Source organism: Peribacillus sp. TH16, assembly GCF_016651095.1.
Classification (GTDB): domain Bacteria; phylum Bacillota; class Bacilli; order Bacillales; family DSM-1321; genus Peribacillus; species Peribacillus butanolivorans.
The window spans coordinates 1222576-1246245 of the sequence record NZ_JAEKEM010000002.1 but is presented as its reverse complement, the minus strand read 5'-3'; the positions used below and the strand labels follow the sequence as shown (position 1 = coordinate 1246245).

At 38.3% G+C, this 23670-nt stretch carries 24 protein-coding genes, 1 pseudogene and 3 riboswitches; of the genes and pseudogenes, 14 read left to right on the top strand and 11 right to left on the bottom strand.

Annotated elements, in window-relative coordinates; genetic code table 11:
• Window positions 1-38 precede the first annotated feature (38 nt).
• The 5 genes from JFV29_RS05985 to JFV29_RS05965 all read left to right on the top strand — a co-directional run bounded on the left by JFV29_RS05985 (window position 39) and on the right by JFV29_RS05965 (window position 7251).
• Window positions 39-3206, top strand: a complete 3168-nt coding sequence (locus tag JFV29_RS05985) for a bifunctional cytochrome P450/NADPH--P450 reductase (protein ID WP_201181743.1) — start codon at window positions 39-41, stop codon at window positions 3204-3206.
• Between the two features lie 580 nt (window positions 3207-3786).
• Window positions 3787-5169 carry a C40 family peptidase gene (locus JFV29_RS05980; protein WP_201181735.1) on the top strand — a complete coding sequence of 461 codons (1383 nt, stop codon included), beginning with the start codon at window positions 3787-3789 and terminating at the stop codon, window positions 5167-5169.
• 214 nt (window positions 5170-5383) lie between these two features.
• A complete protein-coding gene (locus tag JFV29_RS05975; RefSeq protein WP_201183396.1) occupies window positions 5384-5830 on the top strand; it encodes a hypothetical protein in 447 nt (148 codons plus the stop codon).
• Entirely contained in the window at window positions 5818-6117 is a 300-nt protein-coding gene (locus tag JFV29_RS05970; RefSeq protein WP_053345063.1) for a YxcD family protein, read from the top strand. The genes JFV29_RS05975 and JFV29_RS05970 overlap by 13 nt, the downstream gene beginning before the upstream one ends.
• Before the next feature lie 162 nt (window positions 6118-6279).
• Window positions 6280-7251: an aldose epimerase family protein gene (locus JFV29_RS05965; RefSeq protein ID WP_201181732.1), complete on the top strand. Its 972-nt coding sequence runs from the start codon at window positions 6280-6282 to the stop codon at window positions 7249-7251.
• Window positions 7252-7292: 41 nt separating this feature from the next.
• On the opposite strand, the gene JFV29_RS05960 is transcribed toward JFV29_RS05965, so the two are convergent.
• Entirely contained in the window at window positions 7293-8681 is a 1389-nt protein-coding gene (locus JFV29_RS05960; RefSeq protein WP_201181730.1) for an amino acid permease, read from the bottom strand.
• A gap of 553 nt (window positions 8682-9234) precedes the next feature.
• Between JFV29_RS05960 and JFV29_RS05955 the strand changes: the two genes are divergently transcribed.
• The 3 genes from JFV29_RS05955 (at window position 9235) to JFV29_RS05945 (ending at window position 11178) form a co-directional block, all read left to right on the top strand.
• Entirely contained in the window at window positions 9235-9402 is a 168-nt protein-coding gene (locus JFV29_RS05955) for a YezD family protein (protein WP_082612767.1), read from the top strand.
• A 200-nt stretch (window positions 9403-9602) separates the two neighbouring features.
• Window positions 9603-10388, top strand: coding sequence for a serine hydrolase (locus tag JFV29_RS05950; RefSeq protein WP_056530792.1), 786 nt, complete (start codon window positions 9603-9605; stop codon window positions 10386-10388).
• Between the two features lie 211 nt (window positions 10389-10599).
• Entirely contained in the window at window positions 10600-11178 is a 579-nt protein-coding gene (locus tag JFV29_RS05945; protein WP_242485310.1) for a YdcF family protein, read from the top strand.
• Between the two features lie 68 nt (window positions 11179-11246).
• Here JFV29_RS05945 and JFV29_RS05940 read toward each other — a convergent pair whose 3' ends face one another.
• Window positions 11247-11411, bottom strand: coding sequence for a hypothetical protein (locus tag JFV29_RS05940; protein ID WP_201249868.1), 165 nt, complete (start codon window positions 11409-11411; stop codon window positions 11247-11249).
• 385 nt (window positions 11412-11796) lie between these two features.
• Between JFV29_RS05940 and cspC the strand changes: the two genes are divergently transcribed.
• Window positions 11797-11997: a cold shock protein CspC gene (gene cspC / locus JFV29_RS05935; RefSeq protein WP_010331195.1), complete on the top strand. Its 201-nt coding sequence runs from the start codon at window positions 11797-11799 to the stop codon at window positions 11995-11997.
• Window positions 11998-12130: 133 nt separating this feature from the next.
• Here the strand turns inward: cspC and JFV29_RS05930 are convergent, their stop codons facing one another.
• Window positions 12131-12298 carry a hypothetical protein gene (locus tag JFV29_RS05930; RefSeq protein ID WP_162878786.1) on the bottom strand — a complete coding sequence of 56 codons (168 nt, stop codon included), beginning with the start codon at window positions 12296-12298 and terminating at the stop codon, window positions 12131-12133.
• 591 nt (window positions 12299-12889) lie between these two features.
• Here JFV29_RS05930 and JFV29_RS05925 point away from each other — a divergent pair.
• Entirely contained in the window at window positions 12890-13138 is a 249-nt protein-coding gene (locus JFV29_RS05925; RefSeq protein WP_053345068.1) for a hypothetical protein, read from the top strand.
• A 295-nt stretch (window positions 13139-13433) separates the two neighbouring features.
• On the opposite strand, the gene JFV29_RS05920 is transcribed toward JFV29_RS05925, so the two are convergent.
• Window positions 13434-14666, bottom strand: coding sequence for an aminopeptidase (locus JFV29_RS05920; RefSeq protein WP_201181726.1), 1233 nt, complete (start codon window positions 14664-14666; stop codon window positions 13434-13436).
• Window positions 14667-14849: 183 nt separating this feature from the next.
• Between JFV29_RS05920 and JFV29_RS31575 the strand changes: the two are divergent.
• Window positions 14850-14955, top strand: a pseudogene (locus tag JFV29_RS31575) (pyridine nucleotide-disulfide oxidoreductase); the annotation flags it as partial.
• 157 nt (window positions 14956-15112) lie between these two features.
• Here the strand turns inward: JFV29_RS31575 and JFV29_RS05915 are convergent.
• Window positions 15113-16600: an aldehyde dehydrogenase family protein gene (locus tag JFV29_RS05915; RefSeq protein ID WP_057216618.1), complete on the bottom strand. Its 1488-nt coding sequence runs from the start codon at window positions 16598-16600 to the stop codon at window positions 15113-15115.
• A 298-nt stretch (window positions 16601-16898) separates the two neighbouring features.
• On the opposite strand from JFV29_RS05915, the gene JFV29_RS05910 reads away from it, so the two are divergent.
• Complete coding sequence (locus tag JFV29_RS05910) at window positions 16899-18104, top strand: MFS transporter (protein WP_201181724.1); 1206 nt, start codon at window positions 16899-16901, stop codon at window positions 18102-18104.
• Between the two features lie 39 nt (window positions 18105-18143).
• Here the strand turns inward: JFV29_RS05910 and thiE are convergent, their stop codons facing one another.
• The 5 genes from thiE to tenA are packed head-to-tail and all read right to left on the bottom strand — an operon-like array spanning window position 18144 to window position 21570.
• Complete coding sequence (thiE, locus tag JFV29_RS05905; protein ID WP_201181721.1) at window positions 18144-18776, bottom strand: thiamine phosphate synthase; 633 nt, start codon at window positions 18774-18776, stop codon at window positions 18144-18146.
• Window positions 18757-19572, bottom strand: coding sequence for a hydroxyethylthiazole kinase (gene thiM, locus JFV29_RS05900; protein WP_201181718.1), 816 nt, complete (start codon window positions 19570-19572; stop codon window positions 18757-18759). Before thiM ends, thiE begins: the two co-directional genes overlap by 20 nt.
• The gene (gene thiD / locus JFV29_RS05895; RefSeq protein WP_201181716.1) at window positions 19569-20375 is read right to left on the bottom strand and encodes a bifunctional hydroxymethylpyrimidine kinase/phosphomethylpyrimidine kinase; all 807 of its coding nucleotides are present in this window, start codon (window positions 20373-20375) and stop codon (window positions 19569-19571) included. The genes thiM and thiD overlap by 4 nt, the downstream gene beginning before the upstream one ends.
• A complete protein-coding gene (gene thiW / locus JFV29_RS05890; RefSeq protein WP_053347998.1) occupies window positions 20344-20865 on the bottom strand; it encodes an energy coupling factor transporter S component ThiW in 522 nt (173 codons plus the stop codon). The genes thiD and thiW overlap by 32 nt, the downstream gene beginning before the upstream one ends.
• Before the next feature lie 15 nt (window positions 20866-20880).
• On the bottom strand, window positions 20881-21570 hold the full coding sequence (gene tenA, locus JFV29_RS05885; RefSeq protein WP_201181714.1) for a thiaminase II: 690 nt from the start codon (window positions 21568-21570) through the stop codon (window positions 20881-20883).
• 118 nt (window positions 21571-21688) lie between these two features.
• Window positions 21689-21778, bottom strand: a riboswitch (TPP riboswitch).
• A gap of 79 nt (window positions 21779-21857) precedes the next feature.
• Window positions 21858-21961: riboswitch (TPP riboswitch) on the bottom strand.
• Between the two features lie 158 nt (window positions 21962-22119).
• Window positions 22120-22224, top strand: a riboswitch (SAM riboswitch).
• 146 nt (window positions 22225-22370) lie between these two features.
• On the opposite strand from tenA, the gene JFV29_RS05880 reads away from it, so the two are divergent.
• Window positions 22371-22586, top strand: coding sequence for a Fur-regulated basic protein FbpA (locus JFV29_RS05880; RefSeq protein WP_082527750.1), 216 nt, complete (start codon window positions 22371-22373; stop codon window positions 22584-22586).
• Window positions 22587-22860: 274 nt separating this feature from the next.
• The gene (locus tag JFV29_RS05875) at window positions 22861-23052 is read left to right on the top strand and encodes an aspartyl-phosphate phosphatase Spo0E family protein (RefSeq protein ID WP_057216609.1); all 192 of its coding nucleotides are present in this window, start codon (window positions 22861-22863) and stop codon (window positions 23050-23052) included.
• 89 nt (window positions 23053-23141) lie between these two features.
• Here the strand turns inward: JFV29_RS05875 and JFV29_RS05870 are convergent, their stop codons facing one another.
• Window positions 23142-23648: a GNAT family N-acetyltransferase gene (locus tag JFV29_RS05870; RefSeq protein ID WP_201181713.1), complete on the bottom strand. Its 507-nt coding sequence runs from the start codon at window positions 23646-23648 to the stop codon at window positions 23142-23144.
• Window positions 23649-23670: the final 22 nt, after the last annotated feature.

The window sequence follows — 23670 nt, the reverse complement described above, 5'->3', positions numbered from 1 at the left end:
CATTCCGTTAGCTAATTTATTTAAAGAGGTGCTAAAAAATGACAAATATAACTCAATTTCCACAGCCAAAAACTTATGGACCCCTCGGAAGCCTGCCTGTTATTGATAAAGATAAGCCACTTCAGTCATTCATGAAGCTGGCTAGGGAACTTGGACCGGTTTTTCAGTTTCAATTTCCGGGTCGTATTAGTACCTTTGTATCCAGCGCTGCCCTTGCTAAAGAAATTTGTGATGAAACAAGATTTGATAAGAAAGTCGGTCCTGCCCTGCAAAAAGTGAGAGCATTTGGTGGTGATGGCCTTTTCACAAGTGAAACATCGGAGACAAATTGGAAAAAGGCTCATAACATTCTGCTGCCTAGCTTTAGCCAGCAGGCAATGAAGGGCTATCATGCAAAAATGGTAGATCTTGCTACCCAACTCATCCAAAAATGGGCTCGCTTAAATCCCGCTGATGAGATTGATATTCCTGAAGATATGACACGCTTGACCTTAGATACGATTGGACTCTGCGGATTTAATTACCGCTTTAACAGTTTTTATCGAGAGACCTCCCATCCCTTTGTCGACAGTATGGTGCGTGCATTAGATGAAGCGATGAGTCAAACGCAGCGACTCGGTGTTCAAGATAAACTGATGATTAAGTCTAAAAAACAATTCAGAGAAGACATTCAATACATGTTCTCACTTGTAGATGAATTGATTACAGAACGAAAACTAAATGGTGATCAGGGAGAAGATGACCTTCTTTCCCATATGTTAAAAGGGGTTGATCCTGAAACTGGTGCAGCACTTGATGATGAAAATATTCGTTATCAAATCATTACCTTTTTAATCGCTGGACATGAAACGACGAGCGGTCTCCTTTCTTTCGCCATCTATTTTCTTATGAATAACCCGGAAAAGTTAAAAAAAGCACAGCAGGAAGTCGATGAAGTACTGGGTGACGAGGTTCCTGATTATAAACAGGTGAAGAAATTGAAATATGTTCGGATGGTGTTAAATGAAGCGCTTCGTCTGTGGCCAACTGCTCCGGCGTTTTCTGTTTATGCGAAAGAAGACACCACATTAAACGGAAAATACAATGTGAAGAAAGATGAGGTGTTCACTCTTCTTATTCCAGAGCTTCACCGTGATCCATCCGTTTGGGGAGAAGACGTAGAATCCTTTATTCCAGAACGTTTTGAGGATCCGGTCTCAATTCCATACCATGCTTATAAACCGTTTGGAAACGGACAGCGTGCCTGTATCGGGCAGCAGTTTGCTCTTCATGAAGCAACTCTGGTGCTCGGAATGGTTTTACAACACTTTGACCTGATAGATCATAAAGATTATCAATTGGATGTTAAAGAAACTTTGACTCTTAAACCGGATGGATTAACCATGCGTGTTTCACCTAGGAAGCCGGCGATGTCATTTACCGTTGCTTCTCCAGAACCAGTGTATGCGGATTTAGAAGCAACGGAAGCTTCTATTGAATCTGCACATGGCACGCCATTACTCGTTCTGTTTGGATCAAACATGGGAACCGCAGAAGGAATAGCTCGTGATCTCGCTGAAACGGGGAGTCAACAAGGTTTCTATACCGAGGTTGCTCCTTTAAATGATTACACAAATCATCTTCCTCAAGAAGGAGCTGTTCTCATTGTCTCAGCATCTTATAATGGAAATCCACCAGACAATGCAAATGACTTTGTTTCATGGCTGAAGGAAAGTCAGGATGGAACATTGGACGGTGTTCACTATGCTATCTTTGGATGCGGAGACCGCAATTGGGCCAATACGTACCAACGTATTCCAACCTTCATTGATGAACAACTGGAACAAAAAGGAGCTAATCGTCTGTCAGAAACAGGTTATGGAGATGCAAGCGATGATTTTGAAGGGGATTACGAGAAATGGACAGAAGCCCTTTGGCCGAAGCTTGCCCAAACCTTGAACATTGAACTAAATATAAATGATAGAAAAAACAGCTCGATTATGATGAATTTTGTAAGTGATGTGAGCGACACACCGCTCGCCCGCACTCATCATGCTTTTACAGCTGTTGTGAACAGGAGTGTCGAATTACAACATGAGGATAGCGGAAGAAGTACACGGCATATAGAGTTAACTCTTCCAGAGGGTATTCATTATCTAGAAGGCGACCATGTCGGGGTTCTTCCTCAAAATCCATCGGAACTCGTTGAGCGAGTGCTCAGTCGATTCAATTTTAACGGCCAAGACTATGTCAAACTGACTGGAGATTCGGGAAAAGCTGCCCATCTTCCTACAGAGAAACCTGTAAAATTACAGGAGTTACTATCTAACTATGTGGAGTTACAAGAACCTGCTACCCGTTCTCAAATTCGGACGCTTGCTACTCACACGGTATGTCCTCCCCATGTAAAAGAGCTTGAAAAGCTTCTTGAGGACAGTACCTATAAACAAGAAATTCTGAACAAACGCATTACTATGCTTGACCTGACAGAAAAGTACCTTGCATGTGAAATACCATTTGAAGGATTTCTAGCTTTACTGCCTCCTTTAAAGGCTAGATACTACTCTATTTCAAGTTCTCCACTTCACAAGGAAGGAAAAGCAAGCATCACTGTTAGTGTCGTCCGTGGAGATGCCTGGAGTGGCAACGGAGAATACAAAGGAATTGCATCAAATTATTTAGCAGAACGTTCCGAAGGAGACAAGATAGCCTGCTTTATCAATACACCGCAATCCAACTTCCAGCTTCCGGAGCAAACAGGGAAACCTATCATTATGATTGGCCCTGGAACAGGAATTGCACCGTTCAGAGGATTTATTCAGGCTCGACGCGCCCTAACAGAAAAAGCTGAAAAACTAGGGGCGGCCCATCTTTACTTTGGATGCCGCAATCCCGAACACGATTTCCTATATCAAGAAGAACTCGTGCAAGCTGAACAAGATGGTCTTATAACACTGCACACCGCTTTCTCAAGATGTCCTGGTCAAGAAAAAATGTATGTCCAGCATCGGTTAGCAGAAAACGCTCAAGACATTCTTTCTTTATTAAAAGAAGGCGGACACTTATACATCTGCGGGGACGGAAGCAAAATGGCACCGGATGTTGAACAAACGTTAATCGAAAGCTATATGCATTTGTATCAATCATCTAAAGAAGAAGCCACAGAATGGTTGCAATCATTAGAGGCGAATGGTCGATATGCAAAGGATGTTTGGGCAGGAGCATAAATGGAGGAGAGCAGCGATCCCGGGGGGATTCGCTGCCTTTTTTAATATTCGCTCTGCTGTAGGCTTTCTAGTAAATTGTGAAAATCAATAGCTTGATATAACAAAGCTATAATTTAATATAAGCCAAATGTTGAAGGTTTCTTGCTTTATTGCTTTCTATTAAAGTTAAGCGGATATTTTCCATAACAAGACTGAACTTATTTTGGAAATAGCAGCTTTTTATCTTACTATCAGAATATAGTTCTTTGGTGCTAAACGCTAGATAGAAAGTGATAGGGAGGAACTTGTAAATATATGGTCGTTTTATATCGTGAAAAAGTCGAAATTTTACGTTTGATGTTAAAAATGAAATGTAATTGTAATATTATTATTACTTATTTGACAAAATCTGATGTTATACTACGAATTAGGTGAAATACTTAGTAGAGTTTCAGAATTTATTATTATATTGTTACAACCTTAGAAGATTACATAATGAGTAAAAAAATAGAGAAGAGTTCCTAGTAATTTATTTTGGCTACTATTTTCATAGAAGAAAGAAGTAGGTCAATTGAAATGCACAGGGAGGAAAGCAGGGGAAATGAGTTTGAAGAAAAAACTAATTATATTAAACACGACTATTATGCTCGGCTTAGGAAGCGCTTTTGCGATACCATCAGTAAAAGCTGAATCTATCTCGGAAATTCAATCAGAACGCACAGGAATCCAATCAGATATTTCAGCGGCAGAACAAGTTATTCAGGAATTGAAAAAAGAACAATCGAAAATGAATTCCCAAATTGCACAAATTGAAACAGCAATGAAAGAAAATGACGAAAAAATTAAAGATACTAAACAAGAAATTAAAGACACGGAAAAAGATATAGATTCTTTAAAGAAAGAAATTAAAGCTTTGGAAGAAAGAATCGCAAAACGCGAGGAAGTCTTGAAAGAGCGTGCCCTTGCATTCCAAGAGAGCGGTGGAGATGTTAACTACCTTGAAGTTCTTTTAGGTTCTAGTAGTTTCCGTGAACTTGTTGATCGTGTTGGAGCAGTAGCTGCAATTGTAGAAGCAGATCGGGAGATTCTTAGTCAGCAGGAAGCAGATAAAGCTGAATTAGAAAAAAAACAAGCGACTGTAGAGAAAAAATTGCAAAGCCTAAAGGATATGGACGTAGAGCTTAAAGGTATGCAATCTCAAATTAAAGAACAACAAGCAGAAACCGTTAATATGAAGGCAAAGCTTGAAAAGAAAGAATCAGAAACAAAAGCTCTTAAACAGGCTTTAGAGAATAAAGATGCAGGTTTAGAGGCTAAAATTGCATCCATCCGTGAAAACATCAAAAAAGAAGAAGAACTTAAAGCATCAGAGAAAGCTGATCTTAACCGTGCCGCGGAAGAAGTGAATTCTTCAAATGCTTCAAGTAAAGAATCATCAAATTCGTCTAAAGGCGAAGCATCGGCATCAAGTTCTTCTAAAGGCGAGGCGTCGGCATCAAGTTCTTCTAAAGGTGAATCATCTTCAAATTCATCTAAAAACAGTTCTACTGATAAACCTACAGCTAGTAAAACTGAAACATCAAGCAAGCCAAGTAGTGCAAATACAGGCTCTGCAATTACAGCAGGCTATAAATATATCGGTAACTCAACGTATGTATTCGGTGGCGGAAGAACAGCATCGGACATTGCTAATGGCCGATTCGATTGTTCAGCATTTGTTGCATGGGCTTACAAACAAGCCGGTGTGAATTTACCAGCAAGTACAGGTGCCTTGACAAGTGCAGGACGCCAAGTATCTAAAAGCCAGATGCAACCTGGAGATTTAGTGTTTTTCAATACCTATAAAACGGATGGACATGTTGGTATTTATGTTGGTGGCGGCAAATTTATCGGTTCTCAAAGTTCAACAGGTGTTGCTATTGCTAATATGGGAAGCGGATATTGGGCAGAAAAATTCAATGGACGTGTAGTTCGTGTAAATTAATAGCTCATCAATAAGCAGGGGAGAGCACACCCTGCTTATTTTTTTTGGGAATTTTTTTTTGAAGAAATATAGAAAAAAGTGAAACTTATTTTGATTATCAACGTAAATACTATAAGATAAAATAAAGATAGGTGATGTGGACTTTCAGTAAATCTGAAAAGATATTTAATGAAACAACATTCCATACTATTAAAAACGGAGGAAAAAAATCATGATGAAAAAATTTATGGCAGCTCTACTCACGATTACATTAGCATTCTCGCCAGTTGGCACCTACGTATTCAAAGATCACTCGGAATCAGTAGATGCAAGGGGCTATAAGTCTGGAAAAAGAAGTTTTAACAGCAACACTAATAGTAATAAATCGAATTTCCAAAATAAAGAAACGAAAAAATCTGATGCGACTACGAACAAAGCAAAAACAGATACAAAAAGCGGAAGCTCGTTTTCTAAAGGCGGCTTAATGAAAGGGATAATGCTAGGAGGACTAGCAGGTCTTCTATTTGGTAGTCTATTCGCCAATATGGGAGCGCTAGGTTCTATACTTGGTCTGTTAATTAACGTGTTAGCGGTTGTTGCATTAGTGGTTGTAATCCGTAAAATTTTCACATATTTCAAAGATAAGAAGAAAAAAGAGGATCCAAACCCATGGAGAGGCTAAGAATTTCCGAACAAGATATCATTAATGCAGTTTGTGTTTACATTGCTCGTAAAAAGCAGGTACAACCTAATGAGGTAGAAGTAGAGTTGATGTTTGATGATGATTACGGTTTTTCCGCTGAAACGTATGTTGACGGCCGGAAACAAGTGTTAATTACCATCAATTTGATTGAAGCTCTTCGCCTATGGTTGGATGAATATTTGAACATAGATCCATATTCAGGTATTGAACTTGTTTTGGATGATGAAGAGGGTATAGTTGCCTTAGTAAGTGAAAGTAATAGATAAACAAAAAGGATGTTCCTAAAGGGAGCATCCTTTTTGTTGTTTAAATACTATATTGATAGTTTTTTTGTTATGTTATTTTCACTGTGTTTAATTTCCATTTGTTGCAAAAAGTGGTTGATGGAAGTAGGATGAATATATACTCATGGTAAAGGAGGAGAGTAAGTGACAGGTTATATAGAAGATATCATTTTTTTAAATGAAAAGGCAATAAAGTTTGGCAATGAAACATTAGAAGCAATACTTGTACCAGTCTTAGGAAGTAATCTTCTCTCATTTAAGTTCAAACAGAATGATATTGAGTTGCTGCGAACACCGAAAACGTTAGAAGACTATAGAGAAGTTCCGATATTATATGGCATGCCAATCTTGTTTCCTCCTAATCGGATTGAAGGTGGCCAATTTACATATAAGCAGATCACGTATAAATTTCCGATTAATGAAATAGAAAAATCAAATCATATTCATGGTTTATTGTATGATAAGCCATGGCAAGTTATTAAAAGAGAAGTAAACGGAGAAAAAATCGTAATAACAACCGAGTTTTTAAGTAGTGATTTTCCTTTTCTAAAAAGATATTTTCCACATGATTTTACTATAAATATGACTTTTTCTTTAAACGATAATGCATTGGATGTACAACTAGAAATCATCAACAATGGCCAGGAGCCCTTTCCGTGGGGAGTGGGTTATCATACGATATTCAATTTTCCATTTTTATCAAGCAGTAAGTTGATGGATTGCAGGATTTCACTGCCTGTAAATAAACAATGGGAGTTGAATGACAGGTCATTACCAACTGGAAAAATTCAAGCAACTCCAAATACGATGGAAATTCAAAATGGGTTCAGCATTGAGGGGCGACAGTTTGATGATATATTTGGCTATGATGAGGATCTGGAAAACGAGTGCGTACTCACCGATCAAGAAGCAGGTCTACAAGTCTGCTATCATGGTGATGACCATTTTAAGTTTTGGGTATTATTCAATCAGAAGGGGTTTGTATGTCCTGAACCATATACATGGGTAACGAATGCTCCTAATCTAGATTTGTCAGCAGAATTAACAGGATTGAGGGAATTAGGACCAGGAGAAAGGGTTCGGCTGAGGACGAAACTAAGTTTGAAGCAGATATAAAGAAACGCCTTGGCATAGTTGAATGCCAAGGCGTTTTAGGTTTATGCTTTCTTTCTCATCCAGAGTGGGTATAGCACGATTCCAAGTACATATAAGGCAATGCCTAGTTTGAACGTATCCATGTCAGCTGTACCTGTCTTAATGACCCAGACGGAGTAAACTAATGCCAGGATAGTGATAATACCATCGCGACTTCTTGAACCTTTCATGAAATCGTATGTTTCCCCAGTTACGACTAATTTCAATTGATATAAGGTTGATACGAGATAAGGAATCAGGTATGCAAGTGTAGCGACAATCATAGAGAATTTATAAGCTTCTAAAATCGTTCCAGAGATAGTGGAGAATAAGAATATTTGTGTCATGATATTTGTAATTGTCATAGAACGAACAGGTGTTCCGTTTTTATTCGCTTTCGCAAAATAAGTCGGGAATAAATCTAATTTCGCTGCCTGGTAAGGAACTTCAGATGCAACGACAATCCAGCCGATTGTTGAGCCTAACAAGGAAATGACAGCAAGAGCGGCCATAAGATACGTACCGTTTGAACCAACCACAGCTTGTAAAGCATCAACAAGTGGCTTTTGTGAAACTTTTAAATCGTCTTGTGAAATAGCACCCATTGTCAATAAGGTAATTCCAATATAAATGACAACAGCGATAAGCAAACCAAGAATCGTTGCTTTTTTTACATCATTTTGTGACTTAGCGCGATTTGAGAGCATCACAGCTGCTTCAATGCCGATGAAGGCCCATAATGTTGATATCGCTGCAGCATTAACTTGAGCACCTAAGGAGATGGATGTCCCAGCTGTATCGTAAAATTCTGCACCGTTTCCAAGATTAGAAGAATCAAAGATGAAAATCGTAACAATAATGAAAAACAAGAATCCAAGCACTTTTGTAACTGTTGCAACAAGGTTTAGTTTTCCTGCACTGTTAAAACTTCTTACTAAAATTGCCTGAATCCCCCAAAGAGCAATGGTACATACTGCAAATGTTAGTGCTTTACCGAGTTCGAGATTGAAAGAACCTGTTGTATAAATCACTTTCGTACTATGCATGACAGGGAAAAACGTCGATAAGTAACCAGCAAATGAAATGATGACAGAGGCTGTTGCAGCCCAGTTTGCAGCCCAATAACCCCAGGCCATACTGTATCCTGATAGCCTTCCTTTTGTAGGAGACTTAAATAATGACTGAGCATAACTTTGGGGACCGGCTTTCAGCTCCGGTTTCCGTACAGCTAAGTTACCAAATACGAGTGCTATTAAAAATACTCCTAGTCCAGTAACCATCCATGCCAAAGTAGCACCTAATGGACTTGAAACCTGTGCCAATTGAGCAGGGAGCATGAAGATTCCACCGCCGACCATATTTCCAATTACGAATGTGGTCAAAATCAATAAACCCCATTTTTTATTTTCCATTTATAATCGAACCTTTCTTAAATACAGTTTGAATTTATATACCGACAACTTATACTAAAATAGTATATCTCGAATCGTTTAGTTTGGTAAAGTGCTAATTAGGTAAAATGCAATACGCAGATTAATCAGAAAATTTAAATGATAATTGACAAAGAGTGGTTATTGGATTATAGTGGTAATACCAAGTTAGTTGGTAAGAATAGTGTAATTTACCGGTGTAAATTGAATTGTTAAAATTTGCATGATTGATTTTTTATGTAACTATTGGACTCATAAAAATTGCCGATTAGTCAACTAAAGGCACCCTTCCATCTATCCTGTTAGATGTAGGGTGCCTTTTATTTTCTTAATATTTGAAGGGAGGAGAATATGGAGTTTAATATGAACTGATTATTTCTTATCCAGAGAGATAAAGGAAGAAAAAACAGAAGATGAACCAATTTCCTAAAGCAAGTTTTAGAGGTGTGAAGAGTACGTGTGAATTTTTCGTACAATCTCTTTTTATTATTAGGTATGAATGGTGCTTAATTACCATTATTAAGAGGAGGATAATATGGAAAAAAAAGAGGAGTTAAAAATCAGACATATCATTTCCAGCTTGGAAGATCTACAATATGGATCGGTTATTATAACTGTTCATGATGGGGAAATCACACAGGTGGATACCACTGAAAAGAAACGATTCCCCTTAGCAAAGGGACGACCTGCAAAAGCTAGATGAATTAATTCCAGACCACAACGGAGCTTTCTATACGAAGGCTCCTTTTGTTTTTGGGAAGTGAAAACCTTTTATTTGTTCTATAATGAAAATTTAATCAATATAGAATTTGTAGAAGATTGTACTGCTTTTTGCATGATAGAATAAGTAAGAGGAGTTTTTAATAGTTAATTTATTGAAATCTTAAGGGGGAAAAAGAATCGATGACTTTACAAACTATAGAGCACGAAATCTTAGCATTAGTTGAAACATTTGATGGAAGAATTGCTTATAAAATTGAAAATGCCGATGGAGATACTATCAGCTATCACGATGATGAATCCTTCCAATCAGCGAGTTTGATCAAAATACCAATGATAATCGAAGGCTATCGTCAAAGTGAAGAAAAGAAAATCTACTTAAATCAGCCGGTGACCATTCCGCCTAATGAAGTGACTGGAGGATCGGGCGTCCTGCACGTCTTATCGAATAAAGTATTTTTAACCGTTGAGGATTTATTGACTTTGATGATAACTGTATCTGATAATACATCCACGAATATGATGATGACTTTGCTAGGTCATGATGAAATTAATCAATGCATCAAAGAACTTGGTCTGAAAAATACTATTCTCGGGCGCAGAATGCAGGATTTCAAAGCATTAAAGGAAGGGCGGGATAATACAATCTCGGCTGAAGATACGATTACCTGCCTAAAAGCCATACATACAGGCGACTTTTTAACGAAAGAAAGCCAGGAAAAAATCTTACGAGCTTTTGACAATCAGCAATTAAGAGATAAACTCCCATCACTAATGGGGAAAGGGGTAAAGGTCGCAAGCAAAACGGGCGCAATTCGGGGCGTTGCACATGATTGTGCGATCATTCGTTCAGAATTTCAAACCGTTTATGCTGTCGTCCTTACCGAAGATATGAAATCAGAGGATGAAAGCCGTCAAGTCATCAGTAAAATTGGTAAATTGATTTATGATGACATAATGGCTGAATAGAATAACCTTTATTAGTATTAGAATGTTTGTGGTCTTTGCGATAGAATCGGGTTTAGTAAGCTTAGTCCTTAAGGCCATTCTAAGTGCAATAACGCGGGAAGTCACGTTGATTTCCCGCTATTGTGCGTCTACAGCATTTGGTTATAGTTATGTGGTGAGTTATGGTAAAACATGTTATATAATGGATAGAAAATGAAACGGGGAAGTAGTTTTGAAAAAGGCGGTAAAATTTGTTGTAATTGGTGTTGTTGCTTTACTAGTGTATTTTGGGGTTTTACATATGAAAATTCAAGAGAGCAGTCATCAGCCAATTCCTGAAGATGCCAGTTACCTTATTGTCCTTGGGGCCAGGGTTAAAGGAACAGTTCCATCATTATCTTTACAATACCGGATTGATAAGGCTGCTGATTATTTAAAAGCAAATAAAAATACGATAGCCATTGTATCGGGCGGCAAAGGTCCTGGCGAAGATATTTCAGAAGCTCAGGCAATGCAGCAAGAGTTAATCAATCAGGGAATTGAAGAGGCAAGGATCATTATGGAAGACAAATCAACAACAACTATTGAAAATATTGCTTACTCAAAAGATCTTATTCCGAATCCAACAGCTACAGGATTGATTGTTACTAATGATTTCCATATCTATCGTGCGGTGGAAATGGCCAAAAGCGTAGGCTTGGACATGACCGGGATACCAGCAAAGACACCAAAAGTGGTCCTGGTCAAATCTTATATTCGTGAATATCTGGCCATTACCAAATACTATTTGACAGAGCTGTTTGGAATTTAACTATTCCTGAACATAAATTCTAAATCGAAATCCCTCCCCTGCACGGTGGGGGGCTTCTTAATTGTAGGTTATTCAACATCAGGCACTTCCCAAAATTCTTTCACTTGATAGATTTGCTCAAGTGTCTTGTACAGGGAATGCCTAGTATATGAAACCTCGACTCTTTCATCAGCATCAACTTCTTCTATATCTATATTATCAACAAAACCAATTTGGTCATCGATTTCCTTCAAAAAAAAATCCAAGTGCTTCATAACCGCTATATGCTACGATTACCTTACTGTCAAAACCGCATATTTCATTGATAGACCTCCTAGTTATTTGCTCTTATTGAATGTAAATAGTACTGTTTCCTATACACTGATATGGCCCGTTCATCCTTATCTGAACCATATAATTGGAAGGAAATGAAAAAATGCGATGTCACAAGCAGAAATAGAATGAATGAAATAACTCTTGCGAATTTAAAATATCACCAGATAATTTGCTATCTTTATCATTTCATGTTACTCTAATAAAGAATTGTTTTTGATTGTGGGAGAGCATACTAGTTATTGTCTTAACCAAACGATCAAAAATAGTAATACATTGTGTGTTAAGCACTAGGAGGCAACAAAAATGGAACAAGGTACAGTTAAATGGTTTAATGCAGAAAAAGGTTTTGGATTTATCGAGCGTGAAAATGGAGACGACGTATTCGTACATTTCTCAGCTATCCAAAGCGAAGGCTTCAAATCTTTAGACGAAGGTCAAAAAGTAACTTTCGACGTTGAGCAAGGTGCTCGTGGAGCTCAAGCAGCTAACGTTCAAAAAGCTTAATTTTAAAATTAAATTGTAACCTATATGAACAGACTCCTCGATGGGAGTCTGTTCTTTATTGTGGGAAAAAGACAAAGAAAAACCCTACTAATATGGTAGGGTTTTTTTGTGTGCGTATTGTAAAATCAAAATCTTACGCCTTTTTTAATTCTTCTTCAAAGAAAAAAGTAGTTGGATGTTCTTTGACAGTATAAGAATATCTTTTCATGTTTTTTACATATGCCCATTTATTAATTGTTACTAATTCATCAGTATCTTGAATAGTTACTGTTTCACCGCTATTATACTTATTGCTTTTCAATATATGCACCCTCTTTACTAATAGTATAACATATTTCACAATAAAAAATGTGTCCAAGATATTCCATGGGATATTATGTGATTCATGTGTATTGACAAAAAAATGAAGTTCTGGTTTAAGCTGATAAACATGCTTAAAAGCGTGAGATTACTGTTAGAACGGAGCTTATTGATTTGAATAAAGATAATTGTAACCAAATGTGACCAGAAAAGGAGAGATAATCTTTATGGTCAACCATTCTATCGTTCACTTACAAAAAACCTCAATACTTAAACTTCCCGTTCTTCTTAAATGAATGCTATCCCCGAAATCGGCAAATTGTGACAAAGGTCGTACTCCCAAACTTCATTAGTAGTTCAGTTTCAGCGGTATGCGTGATAATTTGAGCTTTCGTTTCAACAACTTGGCAGTTTCAAGGCGTTCTTGGATTTTCAGTTTCTCGCTCGTTTCCTTTTGAATAAGTAGCTGAGGTTTTTCTTGAATAATCATCAGATAATAAATCTGCCTCTTTTTTGTGTAGCATGACAAAAGAATGAACCAAGCTGTCTGAAGTTGCATTAAATATATTAACAACGAAAAGAGGTGAATTATATGTCTGTTATTCCTACTACTGTGGATGTAGTTACGATTCTTTGGGAAAGAACTTCGTTAATACCTTTAACTCAGCAAACAATTGTACAAGCTACAGTGATTGGAAGTGCTGCACCTTGCGATAACACTTTAAATCCTGGTGATTGTTACATTGCTGCTGTACTTTGTTTACTTGGAAATGGATTTGTACAAGTATTGAACCTTGACTCTGGTCTAACCGGAGTTGCCGTGTTCATCCGTTTACGCTAGGATATTAATTTGAGGACAAAGTATTTTTGATTTAAAATACTTTGTCTTTTTATATATACATAAACCCCACCAGTCATTAAGATTGGTGGGGTTTATCCATTTTACTAATACAGGAATGCTAAGAAGGACGCGGAACATTATCTTAGTGACTATTCAAATTACGTTAGACAAGTATAGCCACGTGCTTCCTAGTAGGCAGAAACACGTGGCTGATGAACTTGATAATTTGTTTCGTAAAGAAATGTGACCACTCAAGGTTCTTGACGTTCAAAACCCTTCTATATCAATGCTCTTCTTAAAACGCCCAATCCCCATTACGGAAGACAGGTTCGCTTGTGCCGTCCTGTTTGATTCCTTCAATGTTCATTTTATCAGAACCAATCATGAAATCTACATGTGCAAGGCTTTCGTTAAGTCCATTTTCTGCAAGCTCTTCTGGACTCATGGTTTTTCCGCCTTCAATACAGAAAGCATAAGAGCTTCCAATCGCTAAATGGTTAGACGCATTTTCATCAAATAAAGTATTGAAAAATAACACATTCGATTGAGAAATTGGAGAGTTGAAAGGAACAAGTGCTACCTCTCCTAGATAGTGGGAGCCTTCATCGGTTTCAACTAATTGCTTTAGAATTTCTTCGCCTTCTTCAGCTTTTACTTCAATGATGCGGCCATCCTTAAAGGTCACAGAGAAGTTATCAATGATGTTTCCTCCGTAACTAAGCGGTTTGGTACTCAAAACCGTACCGTTTACACCCGTTTTTAATGGAACCGTGAACACTTCTTCAGTTGGCATGTTAGCCATGAATTCATGCCCCTTTTCGTTAATGCTGCCTGCTCCGACCCAAAGATGTTTGTCAGGTAACTCAATTGTTAAATCTGTTCCAGGAGCCGTGTAATGCAATTTTTGGTAATGTTTTTCATTTAAATAATTAACTTTTTCATGAAGCGTGTCGTCGTGCTTTTTCCATGCCTCTACAGGGTCCGTCACATCAACACGAACAGCTTTGAAAATGGCTTCCCACAGTTTATCAATGCGTTTTTCTTCTGCTTCATCAGAGAACACCTTATCAGCCCAAGCCTTTGAAGGCACCGCGACTATCGACCAGCTCACTTTATCGGATTGCATATATTGACGCCACTTTTTCAGTGCAGTACCAGATGCCTTTTGGAAGTTTGCAATCCTTTCAGGTTTTACACTTTTTAATAAGTCTGGGCTCGAGGAGATGACAGATAGATAAGCAGCACCGTTTTCTGCAAGTTCAATCGTCTCTTTTGCACGCCACTCTGGATACTCGTTGAACACCTCATCCGGTGCCAACTCGTATTTGGTGCGTCCGACGATATCGTCATTCCAATTAACAATGACATTACGAGCGCCGCTTTCATAAGCTTTTTTTACAATAATGCGGACAAGATCAGCGCCCTCTAATGTAGTGTTCACCACAAGAGTTTGTCCTTCTTGAATATTGACGCCAACTTTAACAGCAAGTTCTGCATATTTTTCTAAATTTGTTTGAAATTCACTCATCATTTATAAACTCCTTTTCCATTTTCTACATTTATAATTGTACTGATTGTTTATTAAAAAAGAAACTTTTTACTCCATTGTATAGAAAAAACAGTGCGGAATATATTGTAACTCAATAAAGGAGGAGTATATCTTAATTAGGAAGAAGCTGAATTCAAACCCCAGTGGGTTGGACTCAGCTTCATAAGAATATTAATTACAGCTGGTGATGGAGCTAAAGTTGGCCATTAATCTTCTCAGTGAAATCATAGGAGAACGTTATGTGGACCATGATATACTGAAAAATTAATAGCAATTTCATACATAGGAAAAAATGCCTCCTTTTTATAACTATTATTGTAAATAGGTAAAGACTCTAAAGTGATTATCCAAATAAAAATAAAAATGTGTGAACTATAAGAAAGAGGGTCCCCTTTGAGACCCTCTCTTTAAAATCACATAAAAAATTACTTACTTAGATTGACCCAGACGCTTTTTACTTCAGTATAGTTATCAAGTGCATAGGATCCCATTTCACGTCCGATTCCAGATTGTTTGTAACCACCGAATGGGGAAGCTGCATCAAATGCGTTATAACAGTTCACCCAAACGGTACCTGCACGAAGTTTTCCTGCCACATAATGGGCATTGGCTAAATCACTTGTCCATAAACCGGCAGCTAATCCATATTCACTGGCATTGGCACGGTTAATAACATCGTCTAAATCCTCATAAGGCATTGCCGCAATAACCGGACCGAAAATCTCTTCTTTGGCAATTGTCATTTCCTCTTCTACACCAGCGAATATAGTAGGAGAAACAAAATAGCCTTCTTCACCCGGTTTACTTCCACCGACAAGGACTTCTGCACCTTCATTTTTCCCTTTTTCAATATAGCCAAGAACGCGGTTTTGCTGTTCCTGAGAAACAAGCGGTCCAATTTGTGTATTCGGATCTAAGCCTACCCCTTGTTTAATATTTTTAGCATGGCTAGCCATATCGGCAACAACATTATCATAGTGTTTCTTTTGAATATAAACCCGAGATCCGGCACAACATACCTGGCCTTGGTTAAACATAACACCATTCAAAGCACCAGGAATAGCTTTCGAGAAATCTGCATCTGGAAGGATAATGTTTGGTGATTTTCCGCCAAGTTCCAACGTGACACGTTTCAATGAATAGGAGGCAGAGCGCATGATTAGTTTTCCAACTTCAGTAGAACCGGTAAATGCAATTTTATTGACCTGTGGATGATCGACAAGAGCTTGTCCAGCTGTTTCACCAAAACCAGGAACGATATTGACGACTCCATCCGGGAAACCAGCCTCAGCGATTAGTTCAGCCAAATAAAGCGCAGATAATGGAGTTTGTTCAGCAGGTTTTAGAATAACTGTACAACCTGTAGCAAGTGCTGCACCGAGTTTCCACATCGCCATTAGGAGTGGGAAGTTCCAAGGGATGATTTGACCTACCACACCTACAGCTTCGTGTTTTGTGTAGTTAAAGTAATTTCCGCTTACCGGAATAGTCTGTCCAACAATCTTAGTCGACCAGCCGGCAAAATATCTCATATGTTCAATGGCTAATGGAATATCAGCATTGGTTGTTTCACTGATGGGTTTCCCATTATCCAATGTTTCTAACTGCGCAAGCTCTGTTTTATTTTCTTCCATTAAATCTGCTAGTTTATACATTAGCCTACTGCGGGCAGCTGCGCTCATCTTTGACCAAGGACCTTCATCGAATGCTTTGCGTGCTGCTTTAACGGCTAAGTCAATATCTTCTTTATCTGCTTCAAATACATCGGCAAGTTTTTGTCCTGTGGCAGGATTTGGAGTGGAGAAGGTTTTCTTTGAAACACTTTCTACAAATTGACCATTAATAAAAAGCTTTTTAGGTCCTGTTAAAAATTTTTGCAACTTTCCACTTACCTCTAACGTTAGATTTGTCATAATTACCCTCCTGAATATAATGGTTTAATTGGGCAAAACATGCTGACTTATTGATAACGCTTTGATTTATGCCAATTTTTATCATAAATGAAAAAAAAAGAATATTCAATCATTATTATTCGACATAATAATTATCTCAATAAACAACTAGTTATAAGTGTTTCTTCTTAATTTCACAAAGAAATATGTGTTTTTTGTCATGACATCTGTAAATACTATAGCGAAAATGATATTTAATAGTTAAAATTAAGAAGGGATAAAATAAATAGAAGTTCTAAAGTTTTTCAGGAGGATTCATATGGGAAATAATGCGAAAATTATATCGCAACGTAAATTACTTGGTGTAGCGGGTCTCGGATGGATGTTTGATGCACTTGATGTGGGTATGCTTTCTTTCATTATTGTTGCGTTGAAACAGGAATGGAACTTAACCAGTGAACAGGTTGGGTGGATTGGCAGTATTAACTCCATTGGTATGGCTGTGGGGGCTGTTTTTTTTGGAGCAATGGCAGATAGGGTTGGACGAAAGAACGTCTTTATTATTACATTATTATTATTTTCTATTGCTAGCGGTTTGTCTGCAGCAGTCAGTACACTTAGTTTGTTCTTGATTTTGCGATTTTTGATTGGAATGGGGCTCGGAGGAGAACTTCCGGTTGCCTCGACACTTGTCTCTGAAAGTGTTGAAGCGAGTAAAAGGGGACAAGTTGTCGTGCTTCTTGAAAGTTTTTGGGCTGTTGGATGGATATTGGCAGCACTTATTTCTTTTTTCATCATTCCGGTCTATGGCTGGCGCGTTGCATTATTATTAAGTGCTGTTCCAGCTTTATATGCGCTTTATCTGCGTTTGAAACTACCAGATTCACCTAAGTATACGGAACTGGAAAAGAAGCAGAGGCCATCCGTACTCAATAATATGAAAAGCGTTTGGAAAAAGGAATATTCACGTCAGACCCTCGTGTTGTGGATTCTATGGTTTTGCGTGGTCTTCTCTTATTATGGAATGTTTTTATGGCTGCCAAGTGTCATGGTCTTAAAAGGCTTCAGTATGATTCAAAGCTTTGAATATGTCTTGATTATGACGCTAGCTCAGCTTCCAGGATACTTTTCAGCTGCATGGTTGATTGAGAAGATAGGACGTAAATTCGTTTTGATCACATACTTAATTGGAACGGCTGTCAGTGCATTTTTCTTTGGTTCAGCAGAAGAGTTAGCACTCTTAATCGTATCCGGGATGTTCCTATCATTCTTCAATTTAGGTGCATGGGGTGCGCTCTATGCGTATACTCCAGAACAGTATCCAACGGCAGTTCGAGGTACAGGTACTGGTTTAGCTGCTGGAATTGGTCGAATTGGCGGTGTCTTGGGACCATTGCTTGTCGGTTATTTAGTTGCTGCAGGTACACCAATTTCAACAATTTTCACTATATTTACAATTGCTATTTTAGTGGGGGCAGTTGTCGTAGCTTTTGGAAAAGAGACAAAGAATACTATTTTGACATAACATAAAAGAGAGGGACTAAATTTAGTCCCTCTCTTTTTATTACTTAAAGTCTTTTATTATGCTTAAAAGGAATTCAGCGGCACTCTGTGGACTATTTGCATTCATGATTGCGGAAACTACCGCTGTACCAGATACTCCACTTTCTGAAAGAGATGAGATATTTTCGGCGGTAATACCTCCGATAGCTACTGCAGGAATCGATATACTGCGGCAAATTTTCTCAAGTTCTCCGTTTGCCATTAAGGTTGCATCTTGCTTTGTTTTCGTAGGGAAAATAGAACCAACACCGATATAGTCCGCTCCATTTTGTTCGGCTTCGATAGCTTCTTCTAGAGTTGAGACTGATACACCGATAATCATATTGTCAGGCACTAATTGTTTGATGACTGAAAGTGGAAGGTCATCCTGTCCGATATGAACTCCGTCTGCTCCAACAGCAAGTGCTATATCTACCCGGTCATTAATGATCAGCGGAATAGAAAGTTCGTGTAGTAACTGTTTTAATGCAGAAGCTTTTTTATAAAAGGAGAGGGAGGAATTGTTTTTCTCTCTAAGTTGTACGATCGAGACTCCTCCAGAAACCGCCTCTGCTATGATTTTGGTCAAATCTTCTATTGCTATGGACTCTTCTGTCACTAAATATAGGCTTAAATCAATTTGAGACTTCTTCATATAATTTCACCTCATTTATCCAAATTTCCTTATCTATTCTTGATATCGCATCGATTAATCGCACACGAAACGTTCCAGTTCCTTCATCTTTTTGAAGTTTTGCAGCAGCAAGTTCCCCGGAAATGCTCATTGTTGAGATCCCGGCAACTGCCGCAGCATAGAAATTGTCTGTGACTCCGGAAAAAGTTCCGATAAGAGCAGTAGCCATACAGCCAGTACCTGTAACACTCGTTAATAGAGGATTACCATTATCGATAATGGACGTATTTTTACCATCGCTAACAGCATCTTTGGCGCCACTCACTACGACGACACAATGCAATTTATTAGCCGCACGTGCTGCCAGTTCTGCATTGCTAATCGCAAGTTCACCTGAATCCACTCCACGTGTAACGATATCCCCACCCATTAACCGATGGATTTCACTCGCATTTCCGCGGATGATTTGGAAGGTAACTTTCTTCAGGAGCTCTGCCACTTGTTCTGTACGGTAGGAAGTTGCACCAACTCCCACTGGGTCCAAAATAACTGGGATATTAAGGGAATTCGCTGTCTTACCGGCAATCTCCATTGCTTCCAAGGCTTTATCATCAATCGTACCGAAGTTCAGGACCAGAGCATCAGCCAATTTGACCATCTCTTCGACTTCTCTTGGGCTAGATGTCATAACAGGTGAACCACCGATGGCAAGAGTGGCATTGGCACAGTCATTGACCGTAACAAAGTTAGTGATTTGGTGAACGAGCGGTTTACTTTCTCTGACCTGAAAGAATAAGTCTGAAACGGAAACATTCATATTAAATCACTCCTTTCTTCTTTTGAAAATGAATAAAAATGATGGACGGGTCCGTGCCCCTTACCGAGTGAAAAGCTATTTCGTATGGCTTCAGAAATATATGTCTTGGCTTGTTCAATGGATTGTCTTAAAGGTAGTCCGTTTGCCAGATTGGATGTAATGGCGGATGACAGAGTACAGCCTGTCCCATGGGTGTTTTTTGTATGAATGCGTTCTCCTTTAATCCAGAAAAAGTCAGTTCCGTCATAAAAAAGATCATTTGGATTCCCTGCTGAATGGCCTCCTTTAAGTAAAACCGCTTTTGCCCCAAGTTCTTTAATTGATATACAAGCCTCGTAAAAATCTTGCTTCGTTCGAATCGACAAGCCAGAAAGGACTTCGGCTTCGGGAACATTCGGTGTTACAAGTGTTGCAAGCGGCAGTAATTCTGTTTTTAAAGCAGAGACAGCTTTTTCATCGAGCAAATGATGGCCGCTTTTGGAAATCATGACAGGATCAAGGATAACGATTGCGGGTAAGAAGGTATTTAGAGACGCGGCGACTGTTTCAACTATTTCTTTTGATCCAAGCATACCTATTTTTACTGCATCGACGTGTATATCTTCAAAAATAGCTGCAATTTGATCCGTTATGATACCTGTATCTATAGCTTGTACTGAACGTACCTCCATTGTATTTTGTGCCGTTACAGCTGTAATGACAGACATTCCAAAAACCCCATGTGCAGAAAATGTTTTTAAATCAGCTTGTATTCCAGCACCGCCCCCTGAGTCAGAGCCTGCGATGGTTAACGCTGTTTTCATAAAAAAACCCCTTCATATAATTATTTTTTAAAAGTATTTTCAGTAAAATGAAAGCTAAAATGGCACCTGCGAATGAACTAAGCATAAAAGCTGGTAAAAAACCAAAAATAGCTGCTTTTTCTCCCAATAGGAGGACAGCAAGGGGATAACAAGCTAGGGATCCAAGAATGCCGGTCCCTATCACTTCCCCTAAACAAGCGAATTTCAAGCTTTGTGTTTTTCGATAAAGGACGGCAGCCAATAGTGCACCGATCATGCTGCCCGGAAAGGCGAAAATTGAACCTGTACCAGACATGTTTCTAATGATGGAAACTAAAAAAGCTTGTGTTACCGCATAAGCCGGTCCCAATAAAACGGCTGTCATGACATTTGCCAGATGCTGAATCGGAAAGATTTTTGCAAATCCGGCCGGGATGAAAATGAATGAACTAGTTATGGTAGTAATGGCCGTGATCATGGCAGTCAACGTCATTTTCTTGATTGGATTCATCATCATGCCAACATCCTACAGTGGCCAATCCTGCTCATTTTGAACCATATCCCAGAATAAATATTCATAACGGGAAGTCACCAAAAAATGCTTCTCTAATCTAAGAAGTTCCTTTTCAGGCATGCCTTCTGTTAACTCTTCCAACAAAGCAATCAGCCATTTGTGTGCTTCACCGAATTCAGGAGACGAATATGATTTAATCCAATCAGCATAGCGATTGTTTTCTAATGCTTCACCATTTTGTTCTTTTAATAGCAAACCGATCTCATAATAATCCCAGGCGCATGGAAGGAGGCAGGCTATCAGGTCGGCCAAAGTCCCATTTTGGGCTGCATTTAGCATGTAACCCGTATAAGCTAGAGTGGTTGGAGTAGGTTCTGTATTTTCCAATTCGATTGAGCTGATTCCGAACTCCAAAGCATAATGTCGATGGATATCCATTTCTACTTGAAGGGTTTCATTCAAAATACTTGCAAACTTAGCCATGGTTTCGAGATTATGAGCTTTGATGACTCCTAACGCAAAGAGTTTGGAATAATCCATAAGATAGATATAGTCCTGCTTTAGGTAATAGGCAAATTTCTTTTCTGAAAGCGTCCCATCTCCAATCGCCTGAACAAAGGGATGTGTATGGTTCCTTTTCCAGATTCCTTTTGCCCGTTCATGAAGTCTATCACTGAAGGTTTCTAATTTTGTATTCTCCATGGTACATCCTCCTTGAAATTTAAAATTTACTAAAATTGTAAATAGTGCATACACTATCTGATCAACAAAAAAACCGCTCTCTGAAAGAAAGCGGCTGTTACCGAGGAAGAAGCAAATTCCTTCTTACAGCCTGCTTCCCTCCGCTGGTATGACCAGATCAGGTGCAAAGGGTTTGATTCTCAGCAAAAGTGCTCCCCTAGCAGTCTAATTATTCACCTTTTCCATCTGAAAAAAAAAACCGCTCCTGAAATACGGAGCGGGGCAGATGGATAAAGTCATGTGTTTAAAGACGATATCATCCACTTCCCTCCGCCGGTATGATCCGGTTCAGGTTCAAAGGGTCCGGAACAAATTCCATCTCAGTCTTAAAAAGACTCCCCTAGTGGTGTGAATGTATGTAATTACTGACATCATATCAGAAAGCCAGGAAATTGCAACCCAATTTGAATGGGGTCTATAGAGAATACCTATCAAAAAAAGGGAGAACCATGTGATTGACTTTTGAAGAATATTGGGATAAAATCATGTCTACATCATTTATATATTGAATTCTTATCCAGAGAGGTGGAGGGACTTGGCCCAAAGAAACCTCGGCAGCAGACCCATTTTGGGAACTGTGCTACATCCAACAAGCATACGCTTGGAAGATAAGAAGAGCCGAACGGACTACTGTAAGCCTCTTCTTGAATTAGAAGAGGCTTTTATTTTTGTGAAATAACGTTTAGTGACATAATAGAAAAGATATAATTTGGTGAAAATGATACCTGTTACTACAATTTAGCTCATATGAAGGCGGGCTGATGAAGACAAGGAAAGGAGCCATTTACATGGCAGAATTATTTAAGAGAATTGAACAGAGGAAGGCATTGCTGATTGAAGAGTTATTAGCGAATGGAGTTTATAAAACCTCTGATGAAAGACATCTTTATGATGTTCCTTTAAAAGTGCTTGAAGATGAATATAAGATTGTTATAAATAGACCTAATATCGAGTCTCCTTCAGAGTGGATGACATAGTAAGAGTTCTTAAAATACTTTACTATCTTAAAATATTATTTAATTTGATGAATATTATTAAAGCATTCGCAGTGTACATGAGTGAATGCTTTTTTATATTTGTCTAGAATATAAAATGTCACAAAAAAGACACAAACAGAGAATGGAATAGGCTTTTTGTCACATTTATTTTGTGGAATAACACATTTTAATTTCCATATATGGTTGATTTTAACTACTTATTTCTTTATCATAAAAGGTGTAAGAAAATTGAATAAATAGGAAGTGACTATAGATGCCCCCAAAGATAACCGTAGAAAGAATAGAAGAAAAGAGACGGGAAATGATTAAATTGGCAGCTGATTATGGTTTTACAAGCCTTCTAACTGTTCAAGCAAGTCAAGAATTGGATTCGCTGTTAAATGCTATAACAAATAAAAGAAAATCAGAATATTTTTTACTTAAAAAATTTTATAGTGATTTTTAAATTTCGTCAGTGACTTTAAAATAGATTCCTTCATTTAAACTAAAAAAGGCTACTGCTGAATGAAGGCAATAGCTTTTAAGTAATGAAATTCAAATATTAACACGCTTACCAAGGATTACTAAATCCCGTTCAATACCATCTAGCTCGGCAACTTGAGGTAAATGCGCCCATTCTTCAAAACCAAATTTAGAAAACAGTCTTATGCTCGGTGCATTGTGAGCAAATATAAAACCAAGTAGTGTCTTAACTCCTAATTTTGGACTCACTTCAATTGCCTTTTGAATCGAAATTTGTCCAATTCCTTTTCCCCGGAAATAATCATCAATATATATGCTGATCTCGGCAGTGGAATCATAAGCTGGCCTACCATAGAAAGATTGAAAACTCATCCATCCAGCAGTTTTTCCTTCGAATGTAATAATATAAAGCGGTCGTTTTTCTGAATGATGTTCCTCAAACCATTTAAGCCTCGATTGCACTGAAACAGGTTCTGTATCTGCAGTGACCATCCTTGAAGCAATAGTCGAATTATATATTTCGACTACTCTTGGTAAATCTGTTAGTTCTGCATCCCTAAAATCTATATACTGATCCATCATTTTAACTCCTATCCTTATT

What these genes read in the sequence shown, in the direction of transcription:
- cspC (WP_010331195.1), top strand. Translation starts at nt 11,797, where the DNA reads ATGGAACAAGGTACAGTTAAATGGTTTAATGCAGAAAAAGGTTTTGGA.
- JFV29_RS05915 (WP_057216618.1), bottom strand. Translation starts at nt 16,600, where the DNA reads ATGACAAATCTAACGTTAGAGGTAAGTGGAAAGTTGCAAAAATTTTTA.
- JFV29_RS05960 (WP_201181730.1), bottom strand. Translation starts at nt 8,681, where the DNA reads ATGGAAAATAAAAAATGGGGTTTATTGATTTTGACCACATTCGTAATT.
- JFV29_RS05980 (WP_201181735.1), top strand. Translation starts at nt 3,787, where the DNA reads ATGAGTTTGAAGAAAAAACTAATTATATTAAACACGACTATTATGCTC.
- thiM (WP_201181718.1), bottom strand. Translation starts at nt 19,572, where the DNA reads ATGAATGTTTCCGTTTCAGACTTATTCTTTCAGGTCAGAGAAAGTAAA.
- JFV29_RS05910 (WP_201181724.1), top strand. Translation starts at nt 16,899, where the DNA reads ATGGGAAATAATGCGAAAATTATATCGCAACGTAAATTACTTGGTGTA.
- JFV29_RS05970 (WP_053345063.1), top strand. Translation starts at nt 5,818, where the DNA reads ATGGAGAGGCTAAGAATTTCCGAACAAGATATCATTAATGCAGTTTGT.
- JFV29_RS05920 (WP_201181726.1), bottom strand. Translation starts at nt 14,666, where the DNA reads ATGAGTGAATTTCAAACAAATTTAGAAAAATATGCAGAACTTGCTGTT.
- tenA (WP_201181714.1), bottom strand. Translation starts at nt 21,570, where the DNA reads ATGGAGAATACAAAATTAGAAACCTTCAGTGATAGACTTCATGAACGG.
- JFV29_RS05955 (WP_082612767.1), top strand. Translation starts at nt 9,235, where the DNA reads ATGGAAAAAAAAGAGGAGTTAAAAATCAGACATATCATTTCCAGCTTG.
- JFV29_RS05880 (WP_082527750.1), top strand. Translation starts at nt 22,371, where the DNA reads ATGAAGACAAGGAAAGGAGCCATTTACATGGCAGAATTATTTAAGAGA.
- thiE (WP_201181721.1), bottom strand. Translation starts at nt 18,776, where the DNA reads ATGAAGAAGTCTCAAATTGATTTAAGCCTATATTTAGTGACAGAAGAG.
- JFV29_RS05875 (WP_057216609.1), top strand. Translation starts at nt 22,861, where the DNA reads ATGCCCCCAAAGATAACCGTAGAAAGAATAGAAGAAAAGAGACGGGAA.
- JFV29_RS05985 (WP_201181743.1), top strand. Translation starts at nt 39, where the DNA reads ATGACAAATATAACTCAATTTCCACAGCCAAAAACTTATGGACCCCTC.
- JFV29_RS05975 (WP_201183396.1), top strand. Translation starts at nt 5,384, where the DNA reads ATGAAAAAATTTATGGCAGCTCTACTCACGATTACATTAGCATTCTCG.
- thiW (WP_053347998.1), bottom strand. Translation starts at nt 20,865, where the DNA reads ATGAATCCAATCAAGAAAATGACGTTGACTGCCATGATCACGGCCATT.
- JFV29_RS05870 (WP_201181713.1), bottom strand. Translation starts at nt 23,648, where the DNA reads ATGGATCAGTATATAGATTTTAGGGATGCAGAACTAACAGATTTACCA.
- JFV29_RS05925 (WP_053345068.1), top strand. Translation starts at nt 12,890, where the DNA reads ATGTCTGTTATTCCTACTACTGTGGATGTAGTTACGATTCTTTGGGAA.
- thiD (WP_201181716.1), bottom strand. Translation starts at nt 20,375, where the DNA reads ATGAAAACAGCGTTAACCATCGCAGGCTCTGACTCAGGGGGCGGTGCT.
- JFV29_RS05950 (WP_056530792.1), top strand. Translation starts at nt 9,603, where the DNA reads ATGACTTTACAAACTATAGAGCACGAAATCTTAGCATTAGTTGAAACA.